The organism is Nocardiopsis sp. JB363 (assembly GCF_900143625.1).
In the GTDB taxonomy this organism is placed as follows: domain Bacteria; phylum Actinomycetota; class Actinomycetes; order Streptosporangiales; family Streptosporangiaceae; genus Nocardiopsis.
On sequence record NZ_FRFF01000201.1, the window covers coordinates 77,546 to 98,841 of the forward strand.

17 protein-coding genes are annotated in these 21,296 nt (G+C 68.8%); 11 read left to right on the plus strand and 6 right to left on the minus strand.

What is annotated here, in order from left to right; genetic code table 11:
* Nucleotides 1-9 precede the first annotated feature (9 nt).
* Together BQ8420_RS30725 and BQ8420_RS30730 are read right to left on the minus strand one after the other, a co-directional pair.
* A complete protein-coding gene (locus BQ8420_RS30725) occupies nt 10-708 on the minus strand; it encodes a response regulator transcription factor (protein WP_087103967.1) in 699 nt (232 codons plus the stop codon).
* A complete protein-coding gene (locus tag BQ8420_RS30730; RefSeq protein ID WP_087103969.1) occupies nt 705-1,895 on the minus strand; it encodes a cell wall metabolism sensor histidine kinase WalK in 1,191 nt (396 codons plus the stop codon). Before BQ8420_RS30730 ends, BQ8420_RS30725 begins: the two co-directional genes overlap by 4 nt.
* Nucleotides 1,896-2,019: 124 nt before the next feature.
* Between BQ8420_RS30730 and phoU the strand changes: the two genes are divergently transcribed.
* The 3 genes from phoU to ispF all read left to right on the plus strand — a co-directional run bounded on the left by phoU (nt 2,020) and on the right by ispF (nt 4,073).
* The gene (gene phoU, locus BQ8420_RS30735) at nt 2,020-2,682 is read left to right on the plus strand and encodes a phosphate signaling complex protein PhoU (RefSeq protein ID WP_087103971.1); all 663 of its coding nucleotides are present in this window, start codon (nt 2,020-2,022) and stop codon (nt 2,680-2,682) included.
* A gap of 406 nt (nt 2,683-3,088) precedes the next feature.
* On the plus strand, nt 3,089-3,571 hold the full coding sequence (locus BQ8420_RS30740; protein WP_087103973.1) for a CarD family transcriptional regulator: 483 nt from the start codon (nt 3,089-3,091) through the stop codon (nt 3,569-3,571).
* A gap of 31 nt (nt 3,572-3,602) precedes the next feature.
* Entirely contained in the window at nt 3,603-4,073 is a 471-nt protein-coding gene (ispF, locus tag BQ8420_RS30745; RefSeq protein ID WP_200816159.1) for a 2-C-methyl-D-erythritol 2,4-cyclodiphosphate synthase, read from the plus strand.
* Nucleotides 4,074-4,639: 566 nt separating this feature from the next.
* On the opposite strand, the gene BQ8420_RS30750 is transcribed toward ispF, so the two are convergent.
* On the minus strand, nt 4,640-6,661 hold the full coding sequence (locus BQ8420_RS30750; protein ID WP_235006581.1) for a DUF2637 domain-containing protein: 2,022 nt from the start codon (nt 6,659-6,661) through the stop codon (nt 4,640-4,642).
* A gap of 288 nt (nt 6,662-6,949) precedes the next feature.
* Between BQ8420_RS30750 and cysS the strand changes: the two genes are divergently transcribed.
* The 3 genes from cysS to BQ8420_RS30765 all read left to right on the plus strand — a co-directional run bounded on the left by cysS (nt 6,950) and on the right by BQ8420_RS30765 (nt 12,675).
* The gene (gene cysS / locus BQ8420_RS30755) at nt 6,950-8,350 is read left to right on the plus strand and encodes a cysteine--tRNA ligase (RefSeq protein ID WP_087103977.1); all 1,401 of its coding nucleotides are present in this window, start codon (nt 6,950-6,952) and stop codon (nt 8,348-8,350) included.
* A gap of 143 nt (nt 8,351-8,493) precedes the next feature.
* On the plus strand, nt 8,494-9,459 hold the full coding sequence (rlmB, locus tag BQ8420_RS30760; RefSeq protein ID WP_087103979.1) for a 23S rRNA (guanosine(2251)-2'-O)-methyltransferase RlmB: 966 nt from the start codon (nt 8,494-8,496) through the stop codon (nt 9,457-9,459).
* A gap of 111 nt (nt 9,460-9,570) precedes the next feature.
* Nucleotides 9,571-12,675, plus strand: coding sequence for a BTAD domain-containing putative transcriptional regulator (locus BQ8420_RS30765; protein ID WP_087103981.1), 3,105 nt, complete (start codon nt 9,571-9,573; stop codon nt 12,673-12,675).
* Here BQ8420_RS30765 and BQ8420_RS30770 read toward each other — a convergent pair.
* The gene (locus tag BQ8420_RS30770) at nt 12,660-13,304 is read right to left on the minus strand and encodes a response regulator transcription factor (protein ID WP_087103983.1); all 645 of its coding nucleotides are present in this window, start codon (nt 13,302-13,304) and stop codon (nt 12,660-12,662) included. The genes BQ8420_RS30765 and BQ8420_RS30770 overlap by 16 nt on opposite strands.
* A complete protein-coding gene (locus BQ8420_RS30775) occupies nt 13,292-14,221 on the minus strand; it encodes a histidine kinase (RefSeq protein WP_087103985.1) in 930 nt (309 codons plus the stop codon). The genes BQ8420_RS30770 and BQ8420_RS30775 overlap by 13 nt, the downstream gene beginning before the upstream one ends.
* Nucleotides 14,222-14,769: 548 nt before the next feature.
* On the opposite strand from BQ8420_RS30775, the gene BQ8420_RS30780 reads away from it, so the two are divergent.
* The 5 genes from BQ8420_RS30780 (at nt 14,770) to BQ8420_RS30800 (ending at nt 20,999) form a co-directional block, all read left to right on the plus strand.
* Nucleotides 14,770-15,480, plus strand: coding sequence for an ABC transporter ATP-binding protein (locus BQ8420_RS30780; protein ID WP_200816157.1), 711 nt, complete (start codon nt 14,770-14,772; stop codon nt 15,478-15,480).
* Between the two features lie 2 nt (nt 15,481-15,482).
* Entirely contained in the window at nt 15,483-18,029 is a 2,547-nt protein-coding gene (locus BQ8420_RS30785) for an FtsX-like permease family protein (protein ID WP_087103989.1), read from the plus strand.
* Between the two features lie 152 nt (nt 18,030-18,181).
* Entirely contained in the window at nt 18,182-19,147 is a 966-nt protein-coding gene (locus BQ8420_RS30790; RefSeq protein ID WP_087103991.1) for an ATP-binding cassette domain-containing protein, read from the plus strand.
* Nucleotides 19,144-19,971 carry an ABC transporter permease gene (locus BQ8420_RS30795; protein WP_087103993.1) on the plus strand — a complete coding sequence of 276 codons (828 nt, stop codon included), beginning with the start codon at nt 19,144-19,146 and terminating at the stop codon, nt 19,969-19,971. The genes BQ8420_RS30790 and BQ8420_RS30795 overlap by 4 nt, the downstream gene beginning before the upstream one ends.
* A gap of 44 nt (nt 19,972-20,015) precedes the next feature.
* Nucleotides 20,016-20,999 carry a helix-turn-helix transcriptional regulator gene (locus BQ8420_RS30800; RefSeq protein ID WP_143847669.1) on the plus strand — a complete coding sequence of 328 codons (984 nt, stop codon included), beginning with the start codon at nt 20,016-20,018 and terminating at the stop codon, nt 20,997-20,999.
* A gap of 84 nt (nt 21,000-21,083) precedes the next feature.
* Here BQ8420_RS30800 and BQ8420_RS30805 read toward each other — a convergent pair whose 3' ends face one another.
* A complete protein-coding gene (locus BQ8420_RS30805) occupies nt 21,084-21,293 on the minus strand; it encodes an MbtH family protein (protein ID WP_087103997.1) in 210 nt (69 codons plus the stop codon).
* Between the last annotated feature and the right edge of the window lie 3 nt (nt 21,294-21,296).

The window sequence follows — 21,296 nt, forward strand, 5'->3', positions numbered from 1 at the left end:
TGTCCGGAGCTACTCCACCTCGACGGTCACCGGCTCGAACTTGTAGCCGAGCCCGCGCACCGTCACGATGTACCGAGGACTGCTCGGGTCCTCCTCGATCTTGGCCCGCAGCCGCTTCACGTGCACGTCCAGGGTCTTGGTGTCACCGACGTAGTCGGCGCCCCACACCCGGTCGATGAGCTGCATCCGCGTGAGCACGCGCCCGGCGTTGAGCAGGAGCACCTCCAGCAGCTCGAACTCCTTCAGGGGCAACTGCACGTTGTCGCCGCGCACCGTCACCACGTGCCGCTCCACGTCCATGCGGACGGGACCGGCCTCCAAGATGACGCTGGTCGGTGCCTCGACCTCGCCCCGGCGACGCAGCACCGCGCGGATCCGCGCCACGAGCTCGCGGGAGGAGAACGGCTTGGTCACGTAGTCGTCGGCGCCCAATTCCAGACCGACGACCTTGTCGATCTCGGAGTCCTTGGCGGTGAGCATGATGACGGGGACGTTGGACTTCTGGCGCAGGGTGCGGCAGACCTCGGTGCCGGAAAGCCCCGGCAGCATGAGGTCCAGCAGAACCAGATCGGCCCCGGTCCGGTCGAAGGTCTCCAGAGCCACGGTGCCGGTAGGGGCCACCGCGACCTCGAAACCCTCCTTACGCAGCATGTACGACAGGGCGTCGCTGTAGGACTCCTCGTCCTCTACTACGAGTACACGCGTCACTGTGCCGTCTCCTGGTGATTGTCGTTCCGGGACGTGTCGAACTCCCGGCTCTCCGGTCTGGGCAGACGCAGAGTGAACGTCGACCCGGACCCCTCCTTGCTCCACACGGTCACTTCTCCACGGTGGTGGGTCATGATGTGTTTGACGATCGCCAGGCCGAGACCGGTACCTCCGGTGGCTCGGCTTCGAGCGGCGTCCACACGGTAGAACCGCTCGAAGATTCTCTCCAGATCCTGTTGGGGGATCCCGATGCCCTGGTCGGCGACGCTGATGTCGACGCTCGACCGGGCGATCCCCACGGAGACCGCCACCCGGGTGTTCTTCGGGCTGTAGGCGACGGCGTTGATGATCAGGTTACGCAAGGCGGTGCCGAGCATGGCGTCGTCACCCAGCACGATCAGCCCCTCGGCTCCGCTGCCGACCAGCTCGATCCCCTTGGCGTCGGCGGGCATGCGCACCGCGTCGATCGACTCCTCCACGATGGATTCCAGGTTCACCGGGGCCGGTTCGGCGATCGGCTCGGCGCCCTGGATACGAGAGAGAGTGATGAGGTCCTGGATGACGGCGGTCAGTCGGGAGGCCTCGATCTGCATGCGCTCGGTGAATCGACGGACCGCCTCCGGGTCGTCACTGGCGTCCTGTACGGTCTCCGCCAAAAGGGAGAGGGCGCCCACCGGGGTCTTCAGTTCATGCGAGATATTGGCTACGAAGTCACGGCGGACCGCCTCCACACGACGGTGTTCGGTCTGGTCCTCGGCCAGGACCAGTACCAATCCGGTGCCGCCGAGCGGCGCCACCCGCACGGCGAAGGACGTGGCGTCGGGGCCGAACTTGCGGACGGCCACTTCGAGCGAGGTCTCGCGGATGACTCCGTCCCGACGGACCTTGCGGGCCATCGAGAGGAGTTCGCCTATGACCAGTTCCTCGCCACGGACGAGCCCGAAGGCCCGGGCGGCGGAGGAAGCGCGCAGCACCCTGTCCCCGGAGTCCAACACGACGGCGGAGGAGGGCAGCGCTGTGAGAACCTCCGCGATCCCTGATGGGAGGGCGTTTCCTTCCTGGCGTGGTGGCGGCTCCAGTTGTTCCGCTCGCGACCGGAAGAAACGACCGGCGGCGATAACGCCTATGACGACGCCCAGCACGAGCCCGATGATGCCGGTTACAGCGGCGAGAAGTTCCCCTTGCACGATTCGATCGTAAACGTGCCGACTAGGGGTTTACTCGGCAAGGGCATGCGACACAACCGAGGTTCTTCCATAGTTCACCGACTCTTGGCCGGTTCTTCAAACTCACACTGGGAGCATTGACCTTATGCGCGATACGTACCACGAGGACCTTGACAGCCTGAGCGAACGCCTCGTCGAGATGACCAGGCTCGCCAGGCACGCCGTCGCGCGTGCCACCACCGCACTGCTGGACAGCGACCTTACCGCCGCCCAAGAGGTGATCTCCGGTGACGAGGCGATCAACCGACTCGACCAGGAGATCGAGGACACCGCCTTCAGCCTGATGGCGCGGCAGCAGCCGGTCGCCACCGACCTGCGGACCATCATCACCTCCCTGTACATGCGAGGTGACCTGGAACGGATGGGTGACCACGCCGTCCACCTCGCCAAGATCGCCCGCCGCCGGCACCCCGACTCGGCGATCCCCAAGCCGGTCCGCTCGATCGTCCTGGAGATGGGCCACGAGGCGGAGCTACTGGTCACCAAGGCCGGAGAGGTGATCTCGGCGAAGGACCCCGACACCGCTCTGGAGCTGGACAAGGACGACGACAAGATGGACCGTCTGCGGCGCAAGCTGCTGCAGCGCATCCTCGCCCCGGGATGGGAGTACGGGGTCGAGGCGACCATGGACGTGACCTTGGTCGGGCGTTTCTACGAACGTTACGGTGACCACGCGGTGCACGTCGCCGACAACCTGATCTACATGGTGACCGGAGAGAAGCGCGAGGATTACGAACCCGAGGACTGATCCCGCGAAAGTCGTCATCGGGCCCTGGGACTTCCGTGTTCCGGGGCCCTTCGCGTTGGCGGGAGGGCGCGGGAAGAGCCTGGAACCGGGGTTGTCGAGATCCGGACGCGTCAACGTCGGGCCAACCCCGTCCGAAATAGTGATCTAAATCGCTATAGACCCTCGCGGAGAGTGCCCGTGCGAGGGCGAACCCTACCCCACGTACAGAGCCTCGGCGTCACACTTCGGCTGGCCAGCGGGGGTTCGAGGCCTCTCCGGGCCGTTCCGACCAGGCGTCGAAGGCCTCTCGGGTACACTTTGTCAAGCCCTAAAAAGTGTGGCTTGACCTGCGTGTTCGCAAAGCCAATAGGTACGTTAAGTCACGGATTCATGGTATCCTTGGTGTAGCGGAAGGGGTACCTGTCACATGGCTTTCAAGGTCGGCGACACTGTTGTCTACCCCCATCATGGGGCTGCTCGTATTGAAGCGATCGAGACTCGCACTATTAAGGGCGAGGACAGAACCTACCTCGTTCTGAGGGTTGACAAGGGCGATCTGACGGTGCGAGTGCCGGCCGCGAACGCCGAGGATGTCGGCGTTCGTGACGTGGTGGGGCAGGAAGGCCTGGACAAGGTCTTCGAGGTGCTGCGGGCACCGCACACCGAAGAGCCCACCAACTGGTCGCGGCGCTACAAGGCGAACCTGGAGAAGTTGGCGTCGGGCGACGTCAACAAGGTCGCCGAGGTCGTGCGTGATCTGTGGCGACGGGACAAGGAACGTGGCCTGTCCGCCGGTGAGAAGCGGATGCTCGCCAAGGCGCGGCAGATTCTCGTCAGCGAACTCGCGCTCGCGGAAAAGACCAACGAGGACAAGGCCGAGGCCATCCTCGATGACGTTCTGACGAGCTGATAGTCGCGGAATCACGTAATTCATGACGAAAATGCCTCGGGTGGGCGTCGGTACCGACGTCCACCCGTTTTCTCCTGGAAGAACACTTTATCTCGCCGGTTTGGAATGGCCGGGGGAAGATGGTGTGAGCGGCCATTCCGATGGTGATGTCGCCGCTCACGCCGCCTGCGACGCGTTGTTGTCCGCCTGCGGACTCGGAGACCTCGGATCCAACTTCGGGACCTCCGATCCCCGGTGGAAAGGCGCCTCGGGTGTCGCCTTGCTCACCGAGACCGTCACGCGCGTGCACGCCGCCGGTTTCGAGATCGGCAACGTGGCCGTCCAGATCATCAGCAACCGGCCCAAGTTCGCGCCCCGGCGTGACGAAGCGGAGAAGACCTTCTCCGAGGTCGTGGGCGCGCCTGTGAGCATCTCGGCGACCACCACCGACGGCCTGGGCCTCACGGGCCGAGGCGAGGGCATCGCGGCCGTCGCGACCGCTCTCTGCGCACCCGTGGACTGAACCGGACGCACCACCTGTGGCCTTCGCACCCGGCCGGGCGCGGAGGCCGCACGTGTTCGCACGGTGAGCCGGTACGGGCTGAACGGGGCGCGGGGGAAGCTCTGAAGTGGCGCGGTGGTGAAGGCTGCGAGGGAAGCGGTAGAGGCTCGCGGGGGTGAGAGGCGGCGCGGCCCGTGAGGACGATGGGCCGGCCGGCGTAAGAACCTGTATCCGGCCCGTGACTCGAACGATGGCCCTGGGTCCGAAACCCCTCCTGAACAGGTGCGGGGCCGGACCCTCCTGACGGTGAGGTCCGATCAGGGGGTCGTCCACGGGCCTGAGACAGAGAGTCCTCGGACGCTCACAGCACAGACCTGACAGCCGCACGACCACCAGGTTGTATCCACAGGCTGTGGACGCAGTTCTCAGGAAGCCCCCTGCCTGTTCGACTGCTCTTCCTATATCCCGAGCAGTGGCCGACCACCCGACACGCACGATGCCATCGGTTCGGAGCCGGGGGGAGGCAGACGCTTGGGTCTGGACACACGTCGGCCCCGGAAGCCTTCGGGGCTCCGGGGCCGGTCGTGTCAGTACTCTTCGGGCGGTAGCGGCTCGCTGCGCACCCTTCGTGAAGGTGGGCCCGACGCGAAGTCCGGCATCGGCGGCCTCGGGGGCTTGAGGACCATCGGACGTTTGCGCATCGCTTCCTCGCGACGGGACCGCGGAGTGGGCCTCTCCGGCTTCTCACGCCTCTCCTGCTCGGCCGGCGGCTCTGCCTCGGGGGCGGGCTCCGGTGCCCGGTCGATCTCCTCGGCGGTCGGTTCCTCCACCGACTCAAGATCGGGCTCGGGTTCGGGCTCGGGGGCCGGTTCGGGGCGTGCGGCACCCGGCGGCATGGACCCCAACCGGAAAGCGGCACGCACCTCCGGTCCGGTGTCGTGGTCCAGGGCGAGGCCCGCTGCCGATCCGGTGCGCTTGGCGACCGCGTCGAGTGATGGCAGGGGGTCCTGCTCCGTCGAGGTCTCGTCCTCGGGCGGTGTCCACACCGGTGGCACGTAGTCGTCCAGGGAGGAGGGCGCGGAGTCATCGGTCGGGGGCTCCCACAAGGGGGTGTCCTCATCCGAGGGCTCGTCTCGGGCGGCCGGTTCCTGCTCTTCTCCGGATACCGGCTCGTCTTCGGGCACCGGTTCGGCTTCGGGCACCGGTTCGGCTTCCGCCGGTACCGGGTCGATGGGGGGCTCCGGGGCCGGTTCGGTCGTCGCCTCGGGCTCGGGGATCGCGGCCGGCTTCGCCGACTGGGGGGCTTCTGCCTCCGGGGCTTCGTCGGTGCGTTCGGGGAAGAACAGGCGAACCCCGGGCAGCTTCTTCACACGCTCCGCGGTAGTGGCGGGGGCCGGGTCGTCGGCCTCGGCTTCTTCGCCCGTCGACTCCGTACCCGTCGACTCCTCGTCCGGTTCGTCCGGTTCGTCCGGCTCGTTCTGCTCGTCTGCATCGGTGGCCACCGGCGTGAGTCGCGGGGCCTCGGCCTCGTCCGAGCTGGGGTCGCCGACGTCGGGTTCGTGCATGAACCCTTCGTGCCGTTCGTCGGCGGAGGCCTCCCACGTCACCGGGTGGAAGTCCTCGGTGTCGTCGACGTCCCACGGTTCCGGCTCGGGGGCCGCCGCTCCCGGCACGACCGGTGCTTCGGTGGCGGCCCGCTTGATCGGGTTGTCGCCGCTGCGGGTGCGTCGCGGCAGCCGAACGGTGGGGACGGAGGGCTCGGGCTCCGCCAGGTCGGGTTCGGGTGTCTCCACGCCGGCCGAAGCGGTCGCGGTCAGCTCCTCTGCGGGCTCCTCCGCTTCCTCTTCCTCCCTTTCCTTCGTGCGGGGGATGGGTTCGGTGGGTGCTTCGGACCCACTCGTCTCCGCCGCATCGCGTCTCGGGTCGACCTCTGCCGGCTCTTCCGGTTCCTTTGGCTCCTCCGGCGCGTCGCCGACCTCCGACTCGCCGCCCAGACGCAGCAGTCGCGTCTGGAGGGCCTCGGGCACTTCTTCCCGGGGCTCGGGGCGAGGCTTGGGCGCACCGCGCAGGACCGTGGTGCGGTCGTCGCTGGGCTTGGGTCGGGGCCGCGCCTGGGCGTTCCGACGCCGGACGTGTGCCCGTACGGCGATCCACAGCAGGAAGGCGACCAGTAGTGCGGCCAGGGGCGCCACCGCCACCACCACGGTGAGACCGCGGGGGAGGGTGTCGCCCAGTTCGGAGAACCAGGTGGTCCTGGTCAGGACCATGGGTACCGCGGCGCTGAGGATCAGCAGCGGGATCAGCCCGATGTCGATCCACAGGCGTTCGCTCGGTGGCGCCGCGCGCAGCATGTAGCTGACCCAGAAGGCCATGAGGACCAGCAGGGTGAAGGTCACCGGGAAGACGTGGGCCAGCGGAAGGGCGCTGTCGGCGTGCACGATCGCGGCGAGGCGGTAGATGCCCTCGTAGGCGATGAAGAGCGCGCACACGGCGATGACGCCGACGAACAGCGCGCCGAAGACGAGAGCACCGGCTCCCGCGCCGCGATCCGCGCTACGACCGTTACGTGTCCCTGTCTCGGGGGCGTTGTTGTAAGGGGCCATCGTCATGGAAGCGTAGTCCAGCCGGTGGCGCTAACACGAGATTCCAGCCGATTCCGGTTGCTTCCCGACGACCTGAGAGCCGGTGACTATGTCTGTTCCCGGGGGAATTGATGGAGCGTGTTCGGTCGCGGCCCGGGCGAGTCGTCCCTTGTGAAGGGGGCAAGTCACATCTGGGCCGGGTGAATACGGTTCACCACTTATAAGTGCTCAGGACTGTCCGGAGAGCGGAGAGGGGTGGTGAAGCTTAGAGGTTTGTGACGCATGGGCGAGGGGAAAGCGGATACGCTTGACACTGTGAGTCTGCGCTTCTATGACACCAGTGCCCGACAGGTCCGAGAGTTCACCCCGATTCGTGAAGGGTGCGCCTCCCTGTACTTGTGCGGTGCCACGGTGCAGGCGCCTCCCCACATCGGCCACATCAGGTCGGGCGTCAACTTCGACATCCTGCGCCGTTGGCTGACCCACCTCGGGTACGAGGTCACCTTCTGCCGCAACGTCACCGACATCGACGACAAGATCATCAAGGTCGCCGCCGACGAGGGCGTTCCGTGGTGGCAGGTGAGCGAGCGCAACCAGCGTGCCTTCACCTGGGCCTACGACTCCCTGGGCTGCCTGCCGCCCACGGTCGAGCCGCGCGCCACCGGCCACGTGCCGGAGATGATCGAGCTCATGCAGCGTCTCATCGACGTGGGTCACGCCTACCCGTCCGAGGACGGCTGCGGTGACGTCTACTTCAACGTGGGCTCCTACTCGGCCTACGGGGAGCTGTCCAACCAGCGTCCGGACCAGTTGGTCGAGGCCGCGGACACCGACTCCGGCCGGGACAAGCGTGACCCCCGTGACTTCGCCCTGTGGAAGGGCGCCAAGCCGGGTGAGCCCACCTGGGACACCCCGTGGGGCCGTGGCCGCCCGGGCTGGCACCTGGAGTGCTCGGCCATGGCGACCAAGTACCTGGGTCCCAGCTTCGACATCCACGGTGGTGGCCTGGACCTGGTCTTCCCGCACCACGAGAACGAGCAGGCGCAGTCCCGGGCCGCCGGTGACGGGTTCGCCAGGTACTGGCTGCACAACGGCATGCTGGCCGTGGGCGGCGAGAAGATGAGCAAGTCGGTCGGCAACTCGCTGCGCATCCCGCAGATGCTGGAGAAGGTGCGGGCCGTCGAGCTGCGCTACTACCTGGGGCAGGCGCACTACCGGTCCACCATCGACTACTCCGACGCCGCGCTGCAGGAGGCAGCCTCGGCCTACCAGCGCATCGAGGGTTTCCTCACCCGCGCCGTCGAGGTGTCGGGCCCCGTCGGGCACGCCCTGGACGTCCCCGCGGAGTTCGCCGAGGCGCTCAACGACGACCTCGGGGTCTCGCAGGCGTTGGCGGTCGTCCACGGGTATGTGCGCGAGGGCAACACCGCACTGGCCTCCGGTTCCAAGGAACGGGCCGCGGAGTTGGCGACCGAACTGCGCACCATGCTGGACGTGCTCGGTCTGGACCCGTTGAGCCCGCAGTGGGCCAGCGGTGACCAGGGGCTGAGCGAGGTCGTGGACGCGCTCGTCGCGGTCGCGCTCGAACAGCGCCAGGCCGCTCGGGGGCGTAAGGACTACGCCGCCGCCGACGCCATCCGCGACCAGCTCATCGAGGCCGGCGTGGTGGTCGAGGACACCCCACAGGGGCCCCGCTGGGATCTGCGCCGGGGCTGAATCGACCGATCCCGAATCGACGCGTGTGGTCACGCGTCCCCACTAGGCTGGGAGTTTGCCGCCGCCCATGGGCGAGACGGCGACCCCATCGGCCGGAAGTGTTCTTCCGGCATGCTCGCGATACGTATCAGGAGGCGGCGATCATGCCGGCGAAGAAGAACAAGAAGGGCCCGACCAAGGGCAGTGGCGGCAAGGGACGTCGGTCCCTCGAAGCCAAGAGCGGTACCCTGCCCGCCGAGCAGCGGCACTGGTACGACGGCAAGCAGAGGCACAAGGCGAACAACAGTGCCTCGCGTTCCGGCGGCCAGGGTGGTGCCGGTGCCGAGCGTTCGCCCAACCGTCCGGACAACTCCGACCTGCTGATCGGCCGTAACCCGGTCGTCGAGGCTCTGCGTGCGGGCATGCCCGCCATCCGCCTGTTCCTGTCCAACAGCCTCGACCCGGACGCGCGCGTCAACGAGGCGGCCAAGATGGCCGGCGCGCAGGGCGTGGACGTGGTCGAGGTGAACCGGACCGAACTGGACCGTCGTTGCGAGAGCAACGGTCTGCCCGACGCGGCCCACCAGGGCATCGTGTTGCAGGTGCGGCCCTACCAGTACTGGGCAGCCGACGGGTTGTTGGACAAGGCGCTGGAGTCGGACACGCCGGCGCTGATCGTGGCCCTGGACGGGGTGACCGATCCGCACAACCTGGGCGCCATCGCTCGTTCCGCCGCGGCCTTCGGTGCGCACGGTCTGCTCATCCCCGAGCGTCGGGCGGCCGGGGTGACCATGACCTCCTGGAAGACCTCCGCCGGCACGCTGGCCAAGCTTCCGGTCGCCCAGGCCACCAACCTGACCCGGACCCTGGAGGCCTACAAGAAGGCGGGCCTGTTCGTCGCCGGTCTCGACGCCGATGGCGACACGCAGCTGCCCGAGCTGGAGCTGGCCACCGGCCCCCTCGTCATCGTCGTGGGTGCCGAAGGAAAGGGTCTGTCCCGCCTCGTTCGGGAGACCTGTGACGTGGTCGCGAGCATCCCGATCAGCGGAGCGGAGTCCCTGAACGCCTCCGTGGCCGCGGGCGTGTCCCTCTACGAGGTCGCACGCCGCCGGGGCACCCGAACGGGGTAGACCTCCCCGAACTCCTGAAGGATCGGTTTCGGTCGTCCCACCCGTGCTCGGGGCCGGTAGCGGACCCGGGGACCGTTTGTGAGGCCGGGACCGTTCTGGCAGATTCGAATCATGCGCGTAGAGATGCTGGGGTCCTTCGGGGTTCGAGACGGCCGGGGGCGGCTGTCGTCCGTCCCCGGTGGGCGTGTGGTCTCCCTGCTGGCCCGGTTGGCGCTGTCTCCGGGGCAGGTGGTGCCCACGGCGGTTCTGCTGGAGGACCTGTGGGACGGTGTTCCACCGGACGGCGGTAACAGCACCGTCCAGCGGCTGGCCTCCAGAGCCCGTTCCCGACTGCGAGCCCAGGACGTCACCGACCTCGGTCCCGTGGCGATGCCCGGCGGGTACGTACTCGACGTCTCCCCCGAAGAGGTCGACTCGCACGTCTTCGAGCAGCTGGTCGCCCGGGGTGGGGCCCTGCTGCGCGGCCACGATCCCCACAGGGCCGCCGATGCCCTTCGCCGCGCCTTGGACCTGTGGCGCGACGAACCCTTGGTGGACGTTCGCGCGCGCTTCGCCGAGACCGAGCGTCGGCGCCTGGCGGAGCTACGGCTGAGCGCCACCGAGGATCTGATCGAGAGCGGTGTCCGGACCGGGGGGAAGGACGACCCGGTCCCGGCACTGCGGGCCATGTGCGACGCCCACCCGCTACGGGAACGCTGCCACGGTCTACTGCTCCAGGCCCTGCGCCAGAGCGGCCGCGACGGCGAGGCCCTGGCCGCCTACGAGCGTCTGCGCACCACCCTGGCCGAGGAACTGGGGGCGGAGCCCTCTCCATGGCTCCGTGAACTCCACACGAACATCCTGCGTGCGGTGGCACCACCCCGGCACGGCTGGTCCAACCCCTATCTCACCCGCTTCTTCGGCCGAGAACAGGAACTCGAATCGATCGGGGCCCTGCTGGAACGCACCCGCCTGGTGACCCTCTTCGGCCCCGGCGGGGTGGGCAAGACCCGTACCGCGGCCGAGTTCGCCTCCCGCGACGAGGGAGGTGACCGCCAGGTCTACTTCGTGGAACTGGCGGTGGCCCGGGAGGAGAGCGGCATCATCGACGCGCTGGCCGCCGCCGCCGGTATCGGCGGCGGTCCGCTCGCGGTTGGTCAGGACCTCGGTCCCAGCCGCCTGTCCCAGGTGTTCTCCGCGTTCTCCGGGAGCCGGACCCTGTTGGTCCTGGACAACTGCGAGCACCTGGTGGACGACGTCGCCGCTGTGCTCGTACGTCTGCTCGCGCACTGCCCGCAGCTGTGCGTGCTCGCCACCAGCCGAGAACCCCTCGCTGTCAACGGGGAGGCACTGATCTCCCTGGACCCCCTCGGGCTCCCCGAGGGTGACCCGTGGCAGTCCACCGCCGTGGCCATGTTCGTCGAACTGGCCTCCCTGGCCGACCCGGGCCTGGTCCTCGACGACGAAGCGATGGAGGTGGTGGCGGAGATCTGCCGACGCCTCGACGGTCTTCCGCTGGCCATCGAGCTGGCCGCGGCGCGCACCCGTGCGATGTCCCTCCAGGAGATCTCCCGGCACCTGGAGGAACGGTTCGCCCTGCTCTCCACCACCCGCAGGCCGATCACGAATCGACACCGTACCCTGCGCGCCGTTCTGGAGTGGAGTTGGAACCTGTTGACCGACGAGGAACGCGCCGTCGTCTCCCGAACGTCGGTCCTTCCCGGCGGGGTGACGGCGTCCGCAGCCGCCGAGGTCTGTTCCGGGGCCGGTGTCGCCCGGGAGGACATGCCGTTCCTGTTGGCGGGCCTGAGCGATAGATCGCTGCTGCGCACCACCGACTCACCGGAGGGTCTGACCCGCTACCGCTTTCTGGAGACCACCCGGGCGTACGCGCTCGAACGGCTGCTGGAGTCAGGTGAGGCTGAGACCGCGTGGGCCGGCGCCGTCGCCCACCACACCGACCTGGTCGAGAGCGCCGCCCAGGAGTTGTTCGGCCGCGGACAGACCAAGGCACTGCGCGTTCTGGACGACGAGTACGACAACGTCATGGAGGTGCTCCGGTACGCGGCGGAGCGGGGGGAAACAGCTGCGGCCGCCCGCCTGGCCCGTGCTCTGAGCTGGTACTGGGTACTCCGGGGACGGTACGAGGACGCTTCCCGGTGGGTGGGGGACATCGTCGACCGGGACGAGGAGGTTCCCGGCGACACCCGGGACGTGCTCCGGGCACTGCGGGCCATGCTTCCGGGACAGGACGACACGGGGCAGGCCGACGCCGTACGGCTCGCGACCGACGCCGAAGCGCTCTCCGCCTATCCGCCGCTGGCCGTGATCGGCCTCAGGTGCGCGTTGGTCGCCGGGGACTGGGACCTGGTCGGATCGGTCATCGAGGCCACCCGGGAACACCCGCGTCCCTGGGTGCGCGCGGCAGGGCTTTCCTACCGGGCGCTGTGGGCGGAGGCCAAGGGGGACGCGGCCGGGGCCGAGGCCGACACCGAGCAGGCCGTCGAGGCCTTCCGTGTGGTGGGGGACCGGTGGATGACCGCCCAACTGCTCAGGGCGCTGGCTGAGTATCAGTCGGTTCGGGGGGAGGGCGAACGCGCGGTACGCGGGCTCCGGGAGACGTTGGAACTGACCGGGGCGGTGGGCGAGAGCGCGAGCCTGACCGCGCCCGTGTTGATCAGTCTGGGCACGGAACAGATTCGTGCCGGTCACCTCGACGACGCCGACACCACGTTCGCCCGGGTGCTCGCCGCCGAACCGGCTCCACTCGTCGAGCACCGCATCCAGTCTCTGGCGCGGATGAGCGACCTGGCTCTCGCCCGAGGGCTGACGGTAGAGGCCCGGAACCTGACCTCCGAGGCGCGCGCCCTGCTGGGTGACGCCCGCCTGGACGCCGACTACCTGCGGTCCGAGGTGTTACAGCGCGAGGCGGTGATCGCCTTGGTGGAACACGATCTCGGGCGGGCCGTGGAGGCGGCCACCGCCGCGCTGGAGCTGGCGGTGGAGTCGGGCATGAACTCCTACTCCGCCTCGGCCCTCGAACTCATGGCCGGGGTGGAGTCGGCGAGGGGTGACGCGCGTGCCGCGGCGCGCGCCCTGGGGGCGGCCGCCCACACCCGGGGTCGCAGGGACGAGGGGAACCCCCGGGTGCGCGATCTCCTGACGCGCTTGGAGAAGGAACTGGGCCGTGCGGAACTCGACGCCCTCATGGCGAGGGCGGACTACTTCCGGAGATAGGTCAGCACCGCCTGGACCCGCCGGTGGCCGTTGCCCGGACCGGACAGGCCGAGCTTGCCGAAGATCGCTCCGATGTGTTTGCTGACCGCGGGCGTGGACAGGCCCAGAAGGGAGCAGATCCCCGCGTTGTCGTGCCCTTGCGCCATGAGGTCCAGTACCTGGTGCTCGCGGTCGGTGAGGGAGCCGAGGGGGTCGCCGGCGGGACGCCCGCCGATGAGTTGGTCGACCACCTCCGGGTCCAACGCGACACCGCCTCGGGCCACTCGGGTCAGCGCCTCCACGAAGTCGCTCACCTCTCCCACCCGGTCCTTGAGCAGATAGCCGACCCCGTTGGTCCCGCTGCCGAGGAGCTCTCCCGCGTACTCGTGGTCGACATGCGCCGACAGGACCAGCACCGGCATGTTCGGCACCCGACGCCGGATCTCGGCGGCGGCGCGCAGGCCCTCGTCGGAGAAGTTCGGTGGCAGACGTACGTCGATCACGGCTGTGTCGGGCCGATGCCGGTCGAACAGTTCGAGGAAGGTTTCCGCGTCCTGCGCGGCGCCCACCATCTCGAACCCCTCTACCTCCAGCAGCAGGGAGAGGCCTTGACGCAGAAGGACGTCGTCCTCGGCGATCAGTACGCGCATGGGAATCTCGCTTCCACTGTGGTGGGTCCGTCGGCCGGGCTGGAGATGTTCAGCGTCCCCTCCACGGAGGCGACCCGTCGGCGTAGTCCGGCCAACCCGCTTCCGGCGTGCTCGTCCGCCCCGCCGTGGCCGTCGTCGGTGACACGGACGAGGACCGACCCCGCGGTCTTGGTGAGGATCACCGAGGCCTGGGAGCCGTTGGAGTGCTTGTGGACATTGGTGAGGGCCTCGGCCACCACGAAGTAGGCGGCCGTTTCGACGGCGACGGGTGCACGGCCCAACCCGTCCGCTTCGACGGAGCAGGGCAGGGCGCAGCGGGCGGCCAGGGAGGAGACGGCCGAGGCCAGACCCCGGTCGGCCAGCAGTGGGGGGTAGATGCTCCGGACGACGTGGCGGAGTTCGCGCAGTGCCTCGTCGGCGGCGTCCTTGGTGGTCTCCAACAGGCCCCACGCGCGTTCGGGGTCCTCGGCCAGTATCCGTTCGAGGAGCCCCAGGTGCACGCGCACGGCGACCAAGCGGTTCTGAGTGCCGTCGTGCAGGTCCCGCTCGATGCGCTGTAGTTCCGTCCGGTGGACCTCCAGAGCGTCGTCGCGCGAAGCCGTGATCTGCGTGATTCGGGCGAGGAGTCCGTGGTCCCCTCGCTGGAGCAGGGTGCGGTGCGCCAGCCGAGAGTGCCAGAGTGCCGACCGGGGGACCAGGGCCAGGTACAGGGAGAGGTAGACGAGGCCGACGAGTGGGGTCACCGCGGCCGCGGGCCAGGAGTCGACTCGGTACAGGCCCGGGTTGACCGCGTACTCGGCGGGGAGCAACCACCACCACAACGGGCAGGTGAAGGAGACCACGGTCCCGACGGCGAGGACCAGCGTTACGCAGCCGATCACGGAGCCGGCCACCGAGTTCTCCAGGGCCCAACGCATGGCGGTGAGGAAAGCCGGATCGCCTTCCCTTCCACTACGCGAGATCGATTTTTCGTGGCCTCGCAGGGTCAGGTGTCGAACAGCGGATTCGTTGTCCTTGTTCGCGGCCCGGATCAGCCGGGTTCCGGCCCATCGGCGCAGAGGATATCCGATGAGGAAAGAGGTGGTGATCTGTGCGATGAGAAGGATTACGAGAAGAAACCAGGCGTGCGTTGAGGAGCGAAACGCGTGGGCGACGTACCGTGTGTCGTCCGTCGTCCCCCGGCACGTTTCAAGCAGTCCCCGCGTCCTGGTCACAAACCTGACACCAGGCGCGGGGTGGGCTGCATCGTTGGTTCGACCCTTGTTCCTCGGCACCGTTCCCTGTCGTCTCCGTCGCCTCTCGGAATGGAGGGGAACTCTGGAGAGAGGTTTTTCCTGAATCCTTTGATGTACGATGCTGGAAAGTCCACCAGGGGGTTTCAATGTCGTCGTTCCGTGAGTCTTTTTTCGCGACTGGTGATGGTTCGGAGATTCATTCGGAAACGGTCGATGAGATTCCTCTGAGAATGGAGCGAGTGTATCGAAGGTACGACTCCGAAGGAGGGTCGATCGATGCTCTTGCGGATATTTCCCTATCCGTTGCCAGGGGGAGTTTCGTCGTGTTAATGGGCCCTTCGGGCTCGGGAAAGAGCACGTTCCTGCACTGTGCCTCCGGGGTGGACCGGCCCACGAGCGGTGAGATCTGGCTGGGTGGCGTGCCGCTGTCGGGGATGGGAGAGAACGACCTCACCCGGCTGCGCCGTGAACGGGTCGGTTTCGTCTTCCAGGCCTACAACCTGCTCCCCACACTCGACGTGCAGGACAACGTCACCCTGCCGCTGCGCTTGGCCGGTGCGCCGCTTGACCGGGCCTGGGCGGACCGAATCCTCGAACGGGTCGGTATCGCGGACCGGCTCGGGCACCGGCCCGCGGAGCTCTCCGGAGGTCAGCAGCAGCGCGTGGCCATCGCCCGCGCGCTCATCGGTCGCCCGGACCTGATCCTGGCCGACGAGCCCACCGGTGCGCTGGACTCCGACACCGGCGGACGCGTCCTGGGGCTGCTACGCGACAGCGTCGACGACCTCGACCAGACGGTCCTCATGGTCACCCATGATCCTGTCGCCGCCTCCTACGCGGACACCGCCCTGTTCCTCGCGGACGGCAGGATCGTCGACTCACTGGACGGGCCGACCGCCCCGACCGTGGCCGAGCGGATGAGTCGTCTGGGGAGGCGGTGATTATGCTCTCCGTCGCAGTGAAGACCCTGCGTGCGCGAAAGGGCGCCTTCGCCGGGACCTTCCTCGCCCTGGCGTGCGCCTCCTGCCTCGTCACCGCATCGGGGGTGCTGGTCGAGTCGGGGTTGCGGGCCTCGGTGGAGCCCTACCGCTACGCCGGGGCCGAAGCCGTGCTCGGAGGTGACCCGGCCGTGGAGTTCGACGGACGGCATCGCACGACCGGCGCCGTGCTGTCCGAACCCGTCGGTCTGCCTCAGGAGACGGTCCAGGAGGTGGCCGGCCTCACCGGAGTGCGGACGGCGGTCGGCGACCACCGGCTCACTCTCGACGTCGTTTCCCCTGATGGGGGAGGGGAGGTGACACCGGTGTCCGGGCACGGGTGGGACACCGCCCCACTGGGCCCGTTCACACTGGTGGACGGGGAGGCCCCCGGTGCTACCGGGGAGGTGGTCGTGGACGCGCCGCTCGCCGAGACGCTCCAGGTCGCCGTCGGAGACCGGGTCGAACTGGTCGAGGACGGGGGGACACGGTCCTACGAGGTGAGCGGGGTCGCCGGACACGGGGATGGCGCACGGGCGCGGGAACAGGTGCTCTTCCTCCACCCCGATGAAGCGGCACGGCTCTCCCCTGCCCCGGACTCCTTCCAAGCGGTCGGGGTGGTGGCCGCGGAGGGGGCCGACACCGACCGACTCGCGGCCGAGCTGGCGGCCACCGTGCCCGATGCGGTGGTGTACGAAGACGGAACGGTCGATCGCGTCGAATTCATCGATGTCGGGGAGGGGCGCTCGCTCCTGTTGTTGGTCGCCCTCTCCTTCGGCGGACTGGCCCTGCTCATCGCCTTGTTCGTGGCCACCACGACCCTGGCCCTGGTCACGGATCGAAGGCTCCGGGAGTTCGCCGTGCTGAGGGCGATCGGTGCGACCCCCCGCCAGGTCGCCCGCCTGGTGTGCGTCGAGGCGCTGTTGTTGTCCTTGGTCGCCGGGGTGTCGGGGAGTGTTCCCGGTGTGCTGGTCGCCGAGGCGCTGCGGTCGTACTTCGCCCATCTGGGTGCGGTGCCGGCGGACCTGCCCTCGACCCTGGGGCCGTTGCCGTTCTTGGTAGCCGTGCTGTTGGTGGTGGTCACCGCGGTCGTCGGCACCCTGGGCGTGGCCGCGAGCGCTGCGCGTACTTCACCGGTCGAGGCGCTGCGCGAGACGCGCGCACCGGGCCCGGTCGAGCTTCCCGGGTGGCGCCGGGGCCTGGGTCTCCTCTGCCTGGTCTTGGGTGTGAGCGCGGCGATGACCCCGCTCGGTATGCGGACCGAGGCCGGCGCGGCCGGTACGGGCGGAGCCGTTCTCGTCCTGGTGCTGGGCATCGCCCTGCTCGGTCCGGCGCTGACGGGTCCGATCCTCGGTGCGGCCGGACGGCTGTTGCGAAGGCTGCCGGTCAGCGGCTTCCTCGCGGCCGCGGCCACCGCCGCCGACCCTCGACGCTTCGCCACCCTGCTCACCCCCTTGGTGTTGGCGGTCGGTTTCACCCTGACCATGGTCACCACCCAGTCCGTTCTGGGCGCGGCCGCCGAACGACAGGTGGACGAAGGTCTCGGCGCGGACGCGGTACTGCGCGCCACGGGGTCCTCCGGCGTCCCGCCACAGGTGGTGGCGCGGGTCTCGGCCTTGCCGGAGACGGGAGCGGAGTCGGTCCTGCGAGAGACCTCCGTCATCGTGCGGGCCGACCTGTTCGGTGACTCGGAGCCGATGGAACTGAGGGCCCAAGGGGTGTCGGCCGGTACCGCGGGGACTCTCCTCGACCCCGGCGTCGTCGCGGGGGACCTGTCCGACCTGCGTCCGGGGACCGTCGCGTTGGAAAGCTCCAGCGCCGACCTGGCCGGGGTCGGGATCGGTGACGAGCTGGAGGTCGTACTCGGTGATGGGACACCGGCCACCGTCCGGTTGGTCGCCGAGTACGAGCGAGGGCTCGGATTCGGCCAGGCCCTGTTCCCGGAGCAGGACCTGGAGGCGCACAGTGGGCCTCCCCGGCGCCTCCTCGTGGGCGCGGCCGAGGAGTACGGTCGGCAGCGGTTGGAGGAGGCCTTGGCCTCGGTGGTCGCCGACCAGCCCGGTCTGGAGGCGGAGAGCGTCGGTGACCTCGCCGCGGACGGCCGGTCCGAGTCGCGCGTGGCGGCCTGGATCAACTTCGCGGGGCTCGGTGTGATCCTCGCCTACGTCGCCATCGGTGTGCTGAACTCCTTGGTGGTGGCCACGGCGGGGCGATCTCGCGAGTTCGCCTTGCTGAGATTGATCGGGACGGAGCGTCGGGTGGTGGTGCGGACGGTCCTTCTGGAGACCGCCGTGCTGGTCGCCGCGGCTGTGCTGCTGGGCACCCTCGTGGCCCTGGTCCCCTTGTCCGTGCTCAGCGTCGCCTTCCTCGGATCACCGTTCCCGCCATGGCCGGAGGGGTTGTACGCGGCGGTGGTGGGTGCGACCGCGCTCGTCTGTGCGGTGGCGGTCCTGGCCCCCACGACGGTCATGCTGGGCCAGCACCCCGCGCAGACGGTGGGTGTCGACGAATGACCGTGTGTCGGCGCGGTTCGGAGCGTTTTCGGCCGGTCCGCGGACACCACACCGGTCACTGTCCGGACCGGCCGGTCACAGGTGTCCGCGGGCTGACCGGTCACTGACCGCCCGCTCTGTGAGAGTTCCTCCGAATAGAAGGAGGAACACCAATGAACACCTGCATCCAGGCCGAGGGTCTGGTGAAGCGGTATGGGGCGAACACGGCCCTGGACGGGGTATCGCTCAGCATCCCCCGAGGAAGCATCCAGGGCGTGCTGGGGCCGAACGGGGCGGGCAAGACCACCACGGTACGCATCCTCGCGACGCTGTTGCGGCCGGACGAGGGGACCGTCGTCGTCGACGGCCACGACGCGCTGCGCGACCCCGTCTCCGTACGCGGGATCATCGGGCTGACGGGTCAGTACGCTTCCGTCGACGAGGAACTCACCGGGGTGGAGAACCTCGAACTGGTCGGGCGCCTGCTCGACCTCTCCACGCGGCAGGCCCGGGTCCGTGCCCGCGAACTCGTGTCGCGCTTCGACCTGGTCGACGCCGGTGACCGCCCCGTCAAGACCTACTCCGGCGGCATGCGGCGCCGTATCGACCTCGCCGCGAGCCTGGTCGGTCGTCCACGCGTGCTCTACCTGGACGAGCCGACCACGGGACTGGACCCGCACAGCCGCAACAGCCTGTGGAGCATCGTCCACGGTCTCTCCGACGAGGGCACCACGATCCTGCTCACCACGCAGTACCTGGAAGAGGCGGACCAGCTCGCCGATCGGGTCACGGTCATCGACCAAGGGCGCGTGGTCGCGGAGGGCGCACCCAAGGAACTCAAGCAGCGCGTGGGCTCCCAGACCCTGCACGTGCGTCCGGTGGACCCGGCCGACGTGCGACGCACCGAGGAGATCCTCACCGAACTGCTCAGCGGGGTGCGCCCCAGTGTCGATGGTGAGCGTGGCCGGCTCAGCGCGCCCGTGGAGGACCCGGTCCTGTTGTCCGCGTTGGTGCGGAGACTGGACGACGCCGCGATCGCCACCGACGAGCTGGGCATGGGCCTGCCCAGCCTCGACGACGTCTTCCTCACCCTTACCGGCCAGAAGGCCGCCGCCGCGGAGAAGGAGAGCAGCGCATGAGTGCCACGGCCACCGTCGAGTCGCACCCACCCGTGGAGCGCAGCCCTCGGATCCGGATCGGGCCCGCCACGGCGGCCAGACACGGCATGATCCTGGCCGGCCGCAACATCCGCTACCTGGTTCGCACGCCGTCGTCCCTGATCGACACCGTCATCCAACCCGTCCTCTTCCTGCTGGTCTTCGTCTTCCTGTTCGGCGGAGCGATATCGGGGGGCTGGCAGGCCTACCTCCAGACCCTCGTCCCCGGTCTGATGGTGCAGATCACCATGTACGCCAGCATCGGGACGGGCATGGCCCTGAGCACCGACATATCCAAGGGTGTCTTCGACCGTTTCCGGAGCCTGCCGATCGCCCGTTCCGCGCCACTGGTCGGAGCCGTGTTCGGGGACGTGATCCGCTACGTGGTCGCGCTGACCGTCCTGTTGCTCCTGGCCTTCGCCCTCGGCTTCCGTGTCCAGACCGACCCGTTGTCCGCCCTGCTCGCCTGTGCGCTGGTCGTGGTCTTCGGTCTGACCCTGTGCTGGATGTCGGTGATCATCGGCATGGTCGCCCCCGGGCCCCAGGCGGTACCCGGTATCGCCATGGCGGTCATCCTGGTCCTGACCTTCGGCAGCAACATCTTCGCCGACCCCGAGACCATGCCCGGCTGGTTGGCGGCCTGGGTCGGGGTCAACCCGGTCAGCTACTTCGTCGATGCCGTGCGCGGGTTGATGATCGGCGGTCCCACGCTCATGCCGATCCTCATCAGCCTGGCGTCCGTGGCCTGCATCCAGATCGTGCTCATGCCGTTGGCCCTACGGGCCTACCTGCGCCGCGTGCGCTGACCCCGGTCACCGAACCGGTCGGTCGAAGAGAAAGGAACGGAGCGTTGTCGAGGATTCACCTCTCCATGGAGGACGTCGGTCGGACCCGGATGCACTGTGAGACACCGGTGCTCGTCGAGGCCGTTCTGGCGGTCGGCCCCCTACGGGGCGACGGCGGCCGGGGCGGGGAGAACTGGGTGCGCCGGGCGCGAACCGCTCTGGCGGCCGTGCCCGTGGTGCGCTCGGACCTGGAGGGGACGCAACGCCTCGCACCGGCCGTTCTGCCCGCACTGCTGGAAGCGTCCGGCCCCGAGGGAGATGGTGTTCCGGGACCGGTCACCGAGGAGGTCCGGTGGGCGCTCTCCGTGCTCGGATGCCTGCACCGTACGGTCCTTGCTCCCGTGGGGGCGGGGCTACGCGGTCAGCACTCGACCGCGGGAGGCCGGCTCGGTCGCACGATGAACCTCTCGGGCGTCCTCGCGGGACTGGAATCCTTGGGTGCCCGCGTCCACGGCGGGGAGGGAATCGTCCTCTCGGTGGACGACGGCGAGGACCGCCAGGTGAGTCCGGAGGGGAACGGCCTGGTGCTGATGCCCTCGGTCTTCCTTGAGGACGCTCCGAGGTTGGTCCACTGGAGGGTGCCGCGCGCGGACGACGACGATTCCGTTCGCACCGTCCTGTTGTTTCCCGCGCGAGGACCCGGTGAACATCTCGACACCCTGCTCTCGGACACCGCCTCGGGGACACCTTCCCTGGGACGTCTGTTGGGAAAGACCCGGTCAGTGATCCTGGCCCGGCTGGCGGCCCCCTTCTCCACCGGGGAGTTGGCCGCCCTCCTCTACGTCTCCCCGACCGTGATCAGCGAACACACCGCGATCCTGCGGGAGGCGGGTCTGATCACCACGGCCAGGGAGGGCAACCGCACCCGGCACCTGGCCACCGACTTCGGACTGGCCCTCCTGGGCCGCGGTATCCACGCGGCCAGGACGGCCCCTCATCGCGCGTCCCGCGCGAGAGGCAGGCGGGCGCGGTTGGCCGAATCGGCCTGACACCGCCCCGTGGGGAACAGTGGAGGGACGCCGTGAGAACCACGGCGTCCCTCTCACGTGTCCATAGCCCCCGCGGGGGCCGGATCAGTCGGCCAGGGTGGCCACCAGACTGGCGGGCCGCATGTCCGTCCAGTTCCTCTCCACGTACTCCAGGGCCTCGGCCCGGGGCGAGGCGTCCAGAGCGATGTCCCAGCCGTCGGGGACCTCGGCGAAGACGGGCCACAGGGAGTGCTGGTTCTCGTCGTTGACCAGGACGAGGAAACGGGCTTCGTTGTCGTCGAAGGGGTTGCTCATGGT

What these genes read in the sequence shown, in the direction of transcription:
- phoU (WP_087103971.1), top strand. Translation starts at nt 2,020, where the DNA reads ATGCGCGATACGTACCACGAGGACCTTGACAGCCTGAGCGAACGCCTC.
- BQ8420_RS30740 (WP_087103973.1), top strand. Translation starts at nt 3,089, where the DNA reads ATGGCTTTCAAGGTCGGCGACACTGTTGTCTACCCCCATCATGGGGCT.
- ispF (WP_200816159.1), top strand. Translation starts at nt 3,603, where the DNA reads ATGCCTCGGGTGGGCGTCGGTACCGACGTCCACCCGTTTTCTCCTGGA.
- BQ8420_RS30750 (WP_235006581.1), bottom strand. Translation starts at nt 6,661, where the DNA reads ATGACGATGGCCCCTTACAACAACGCCCCCGAGACAGGGACACGTAAC.
- rlmB (WP_087103979.1), top strand. Translation starts at nt 8,494, where the DNA reads ATGCCGGCGAAGAAGAACAAGAAGGGCCCGACCAAGGGCAGTGGCGGC.
- BQ8420_RS30765 (WP_087103981.1), top strand. Translation starts at nt 9,571, where the DNA reads ATGCGCGTAGAGATGCTGGGGTCCTTCGGGGTTCGAGACGGCCGGGGG.
- BQ8420_RS30770 (WP_087103983.1), bottom strand. Translation starts at nt 13,304, where the DNA reads ATGCGCGTACTGATCGCCGAGGACGACGTCCTTCTGCGTCAAGGCCTC.
- BQ8420_RS30775 (WP_087103985.1), bottom strand. Translation starts at nt 14,221, where the DNA reads ATGCGTTGGGCCCTGGAGAACTCGGTGGCCGGCTCCGTGATCGGCTGC.
- BQ8420_RS30780 (WP_200816157.1), top strand. Translation starts at nt 14,770, where the DNA reads ATGGAGCGAGTGTATCGAAGGTACGACTCCGAAGGAGGGTCGATCGAT.
- BQ8420_RS30785 (WP_087103989.1), top strand. Translation starts at nt 15,483, where the DNA reads ATGCTCTCCGTCGCAGTGAAGACCCTGCGTGCGCGAAAGGGCGCCTTC.
- BQ8420_RS30790 (WP_087103991.1), top strand. Translation starts at nt 18,182, where the DNA reads ATGAACACCTGCATCCAGGCCGAGGGTCTGGTGAAGCGGTATGGGGCG.
- BQ8420_RS30795 (WP_087103993.1), top strand. Translation starts at nt 19,144, where the DNA reads ATGAGTGCCACGGCCACCGTCGAGTCGCACCCACCCGTGGAGCGCAGC.
- BQ8420_RS30805 (WP_087103997.1), bottom strand. Translation starts at nt 21,293, where the DNA reads ATGAGCAACCCCTTCGACGACAACGAAGCCCGTTTCCTCGTCCTGGTC.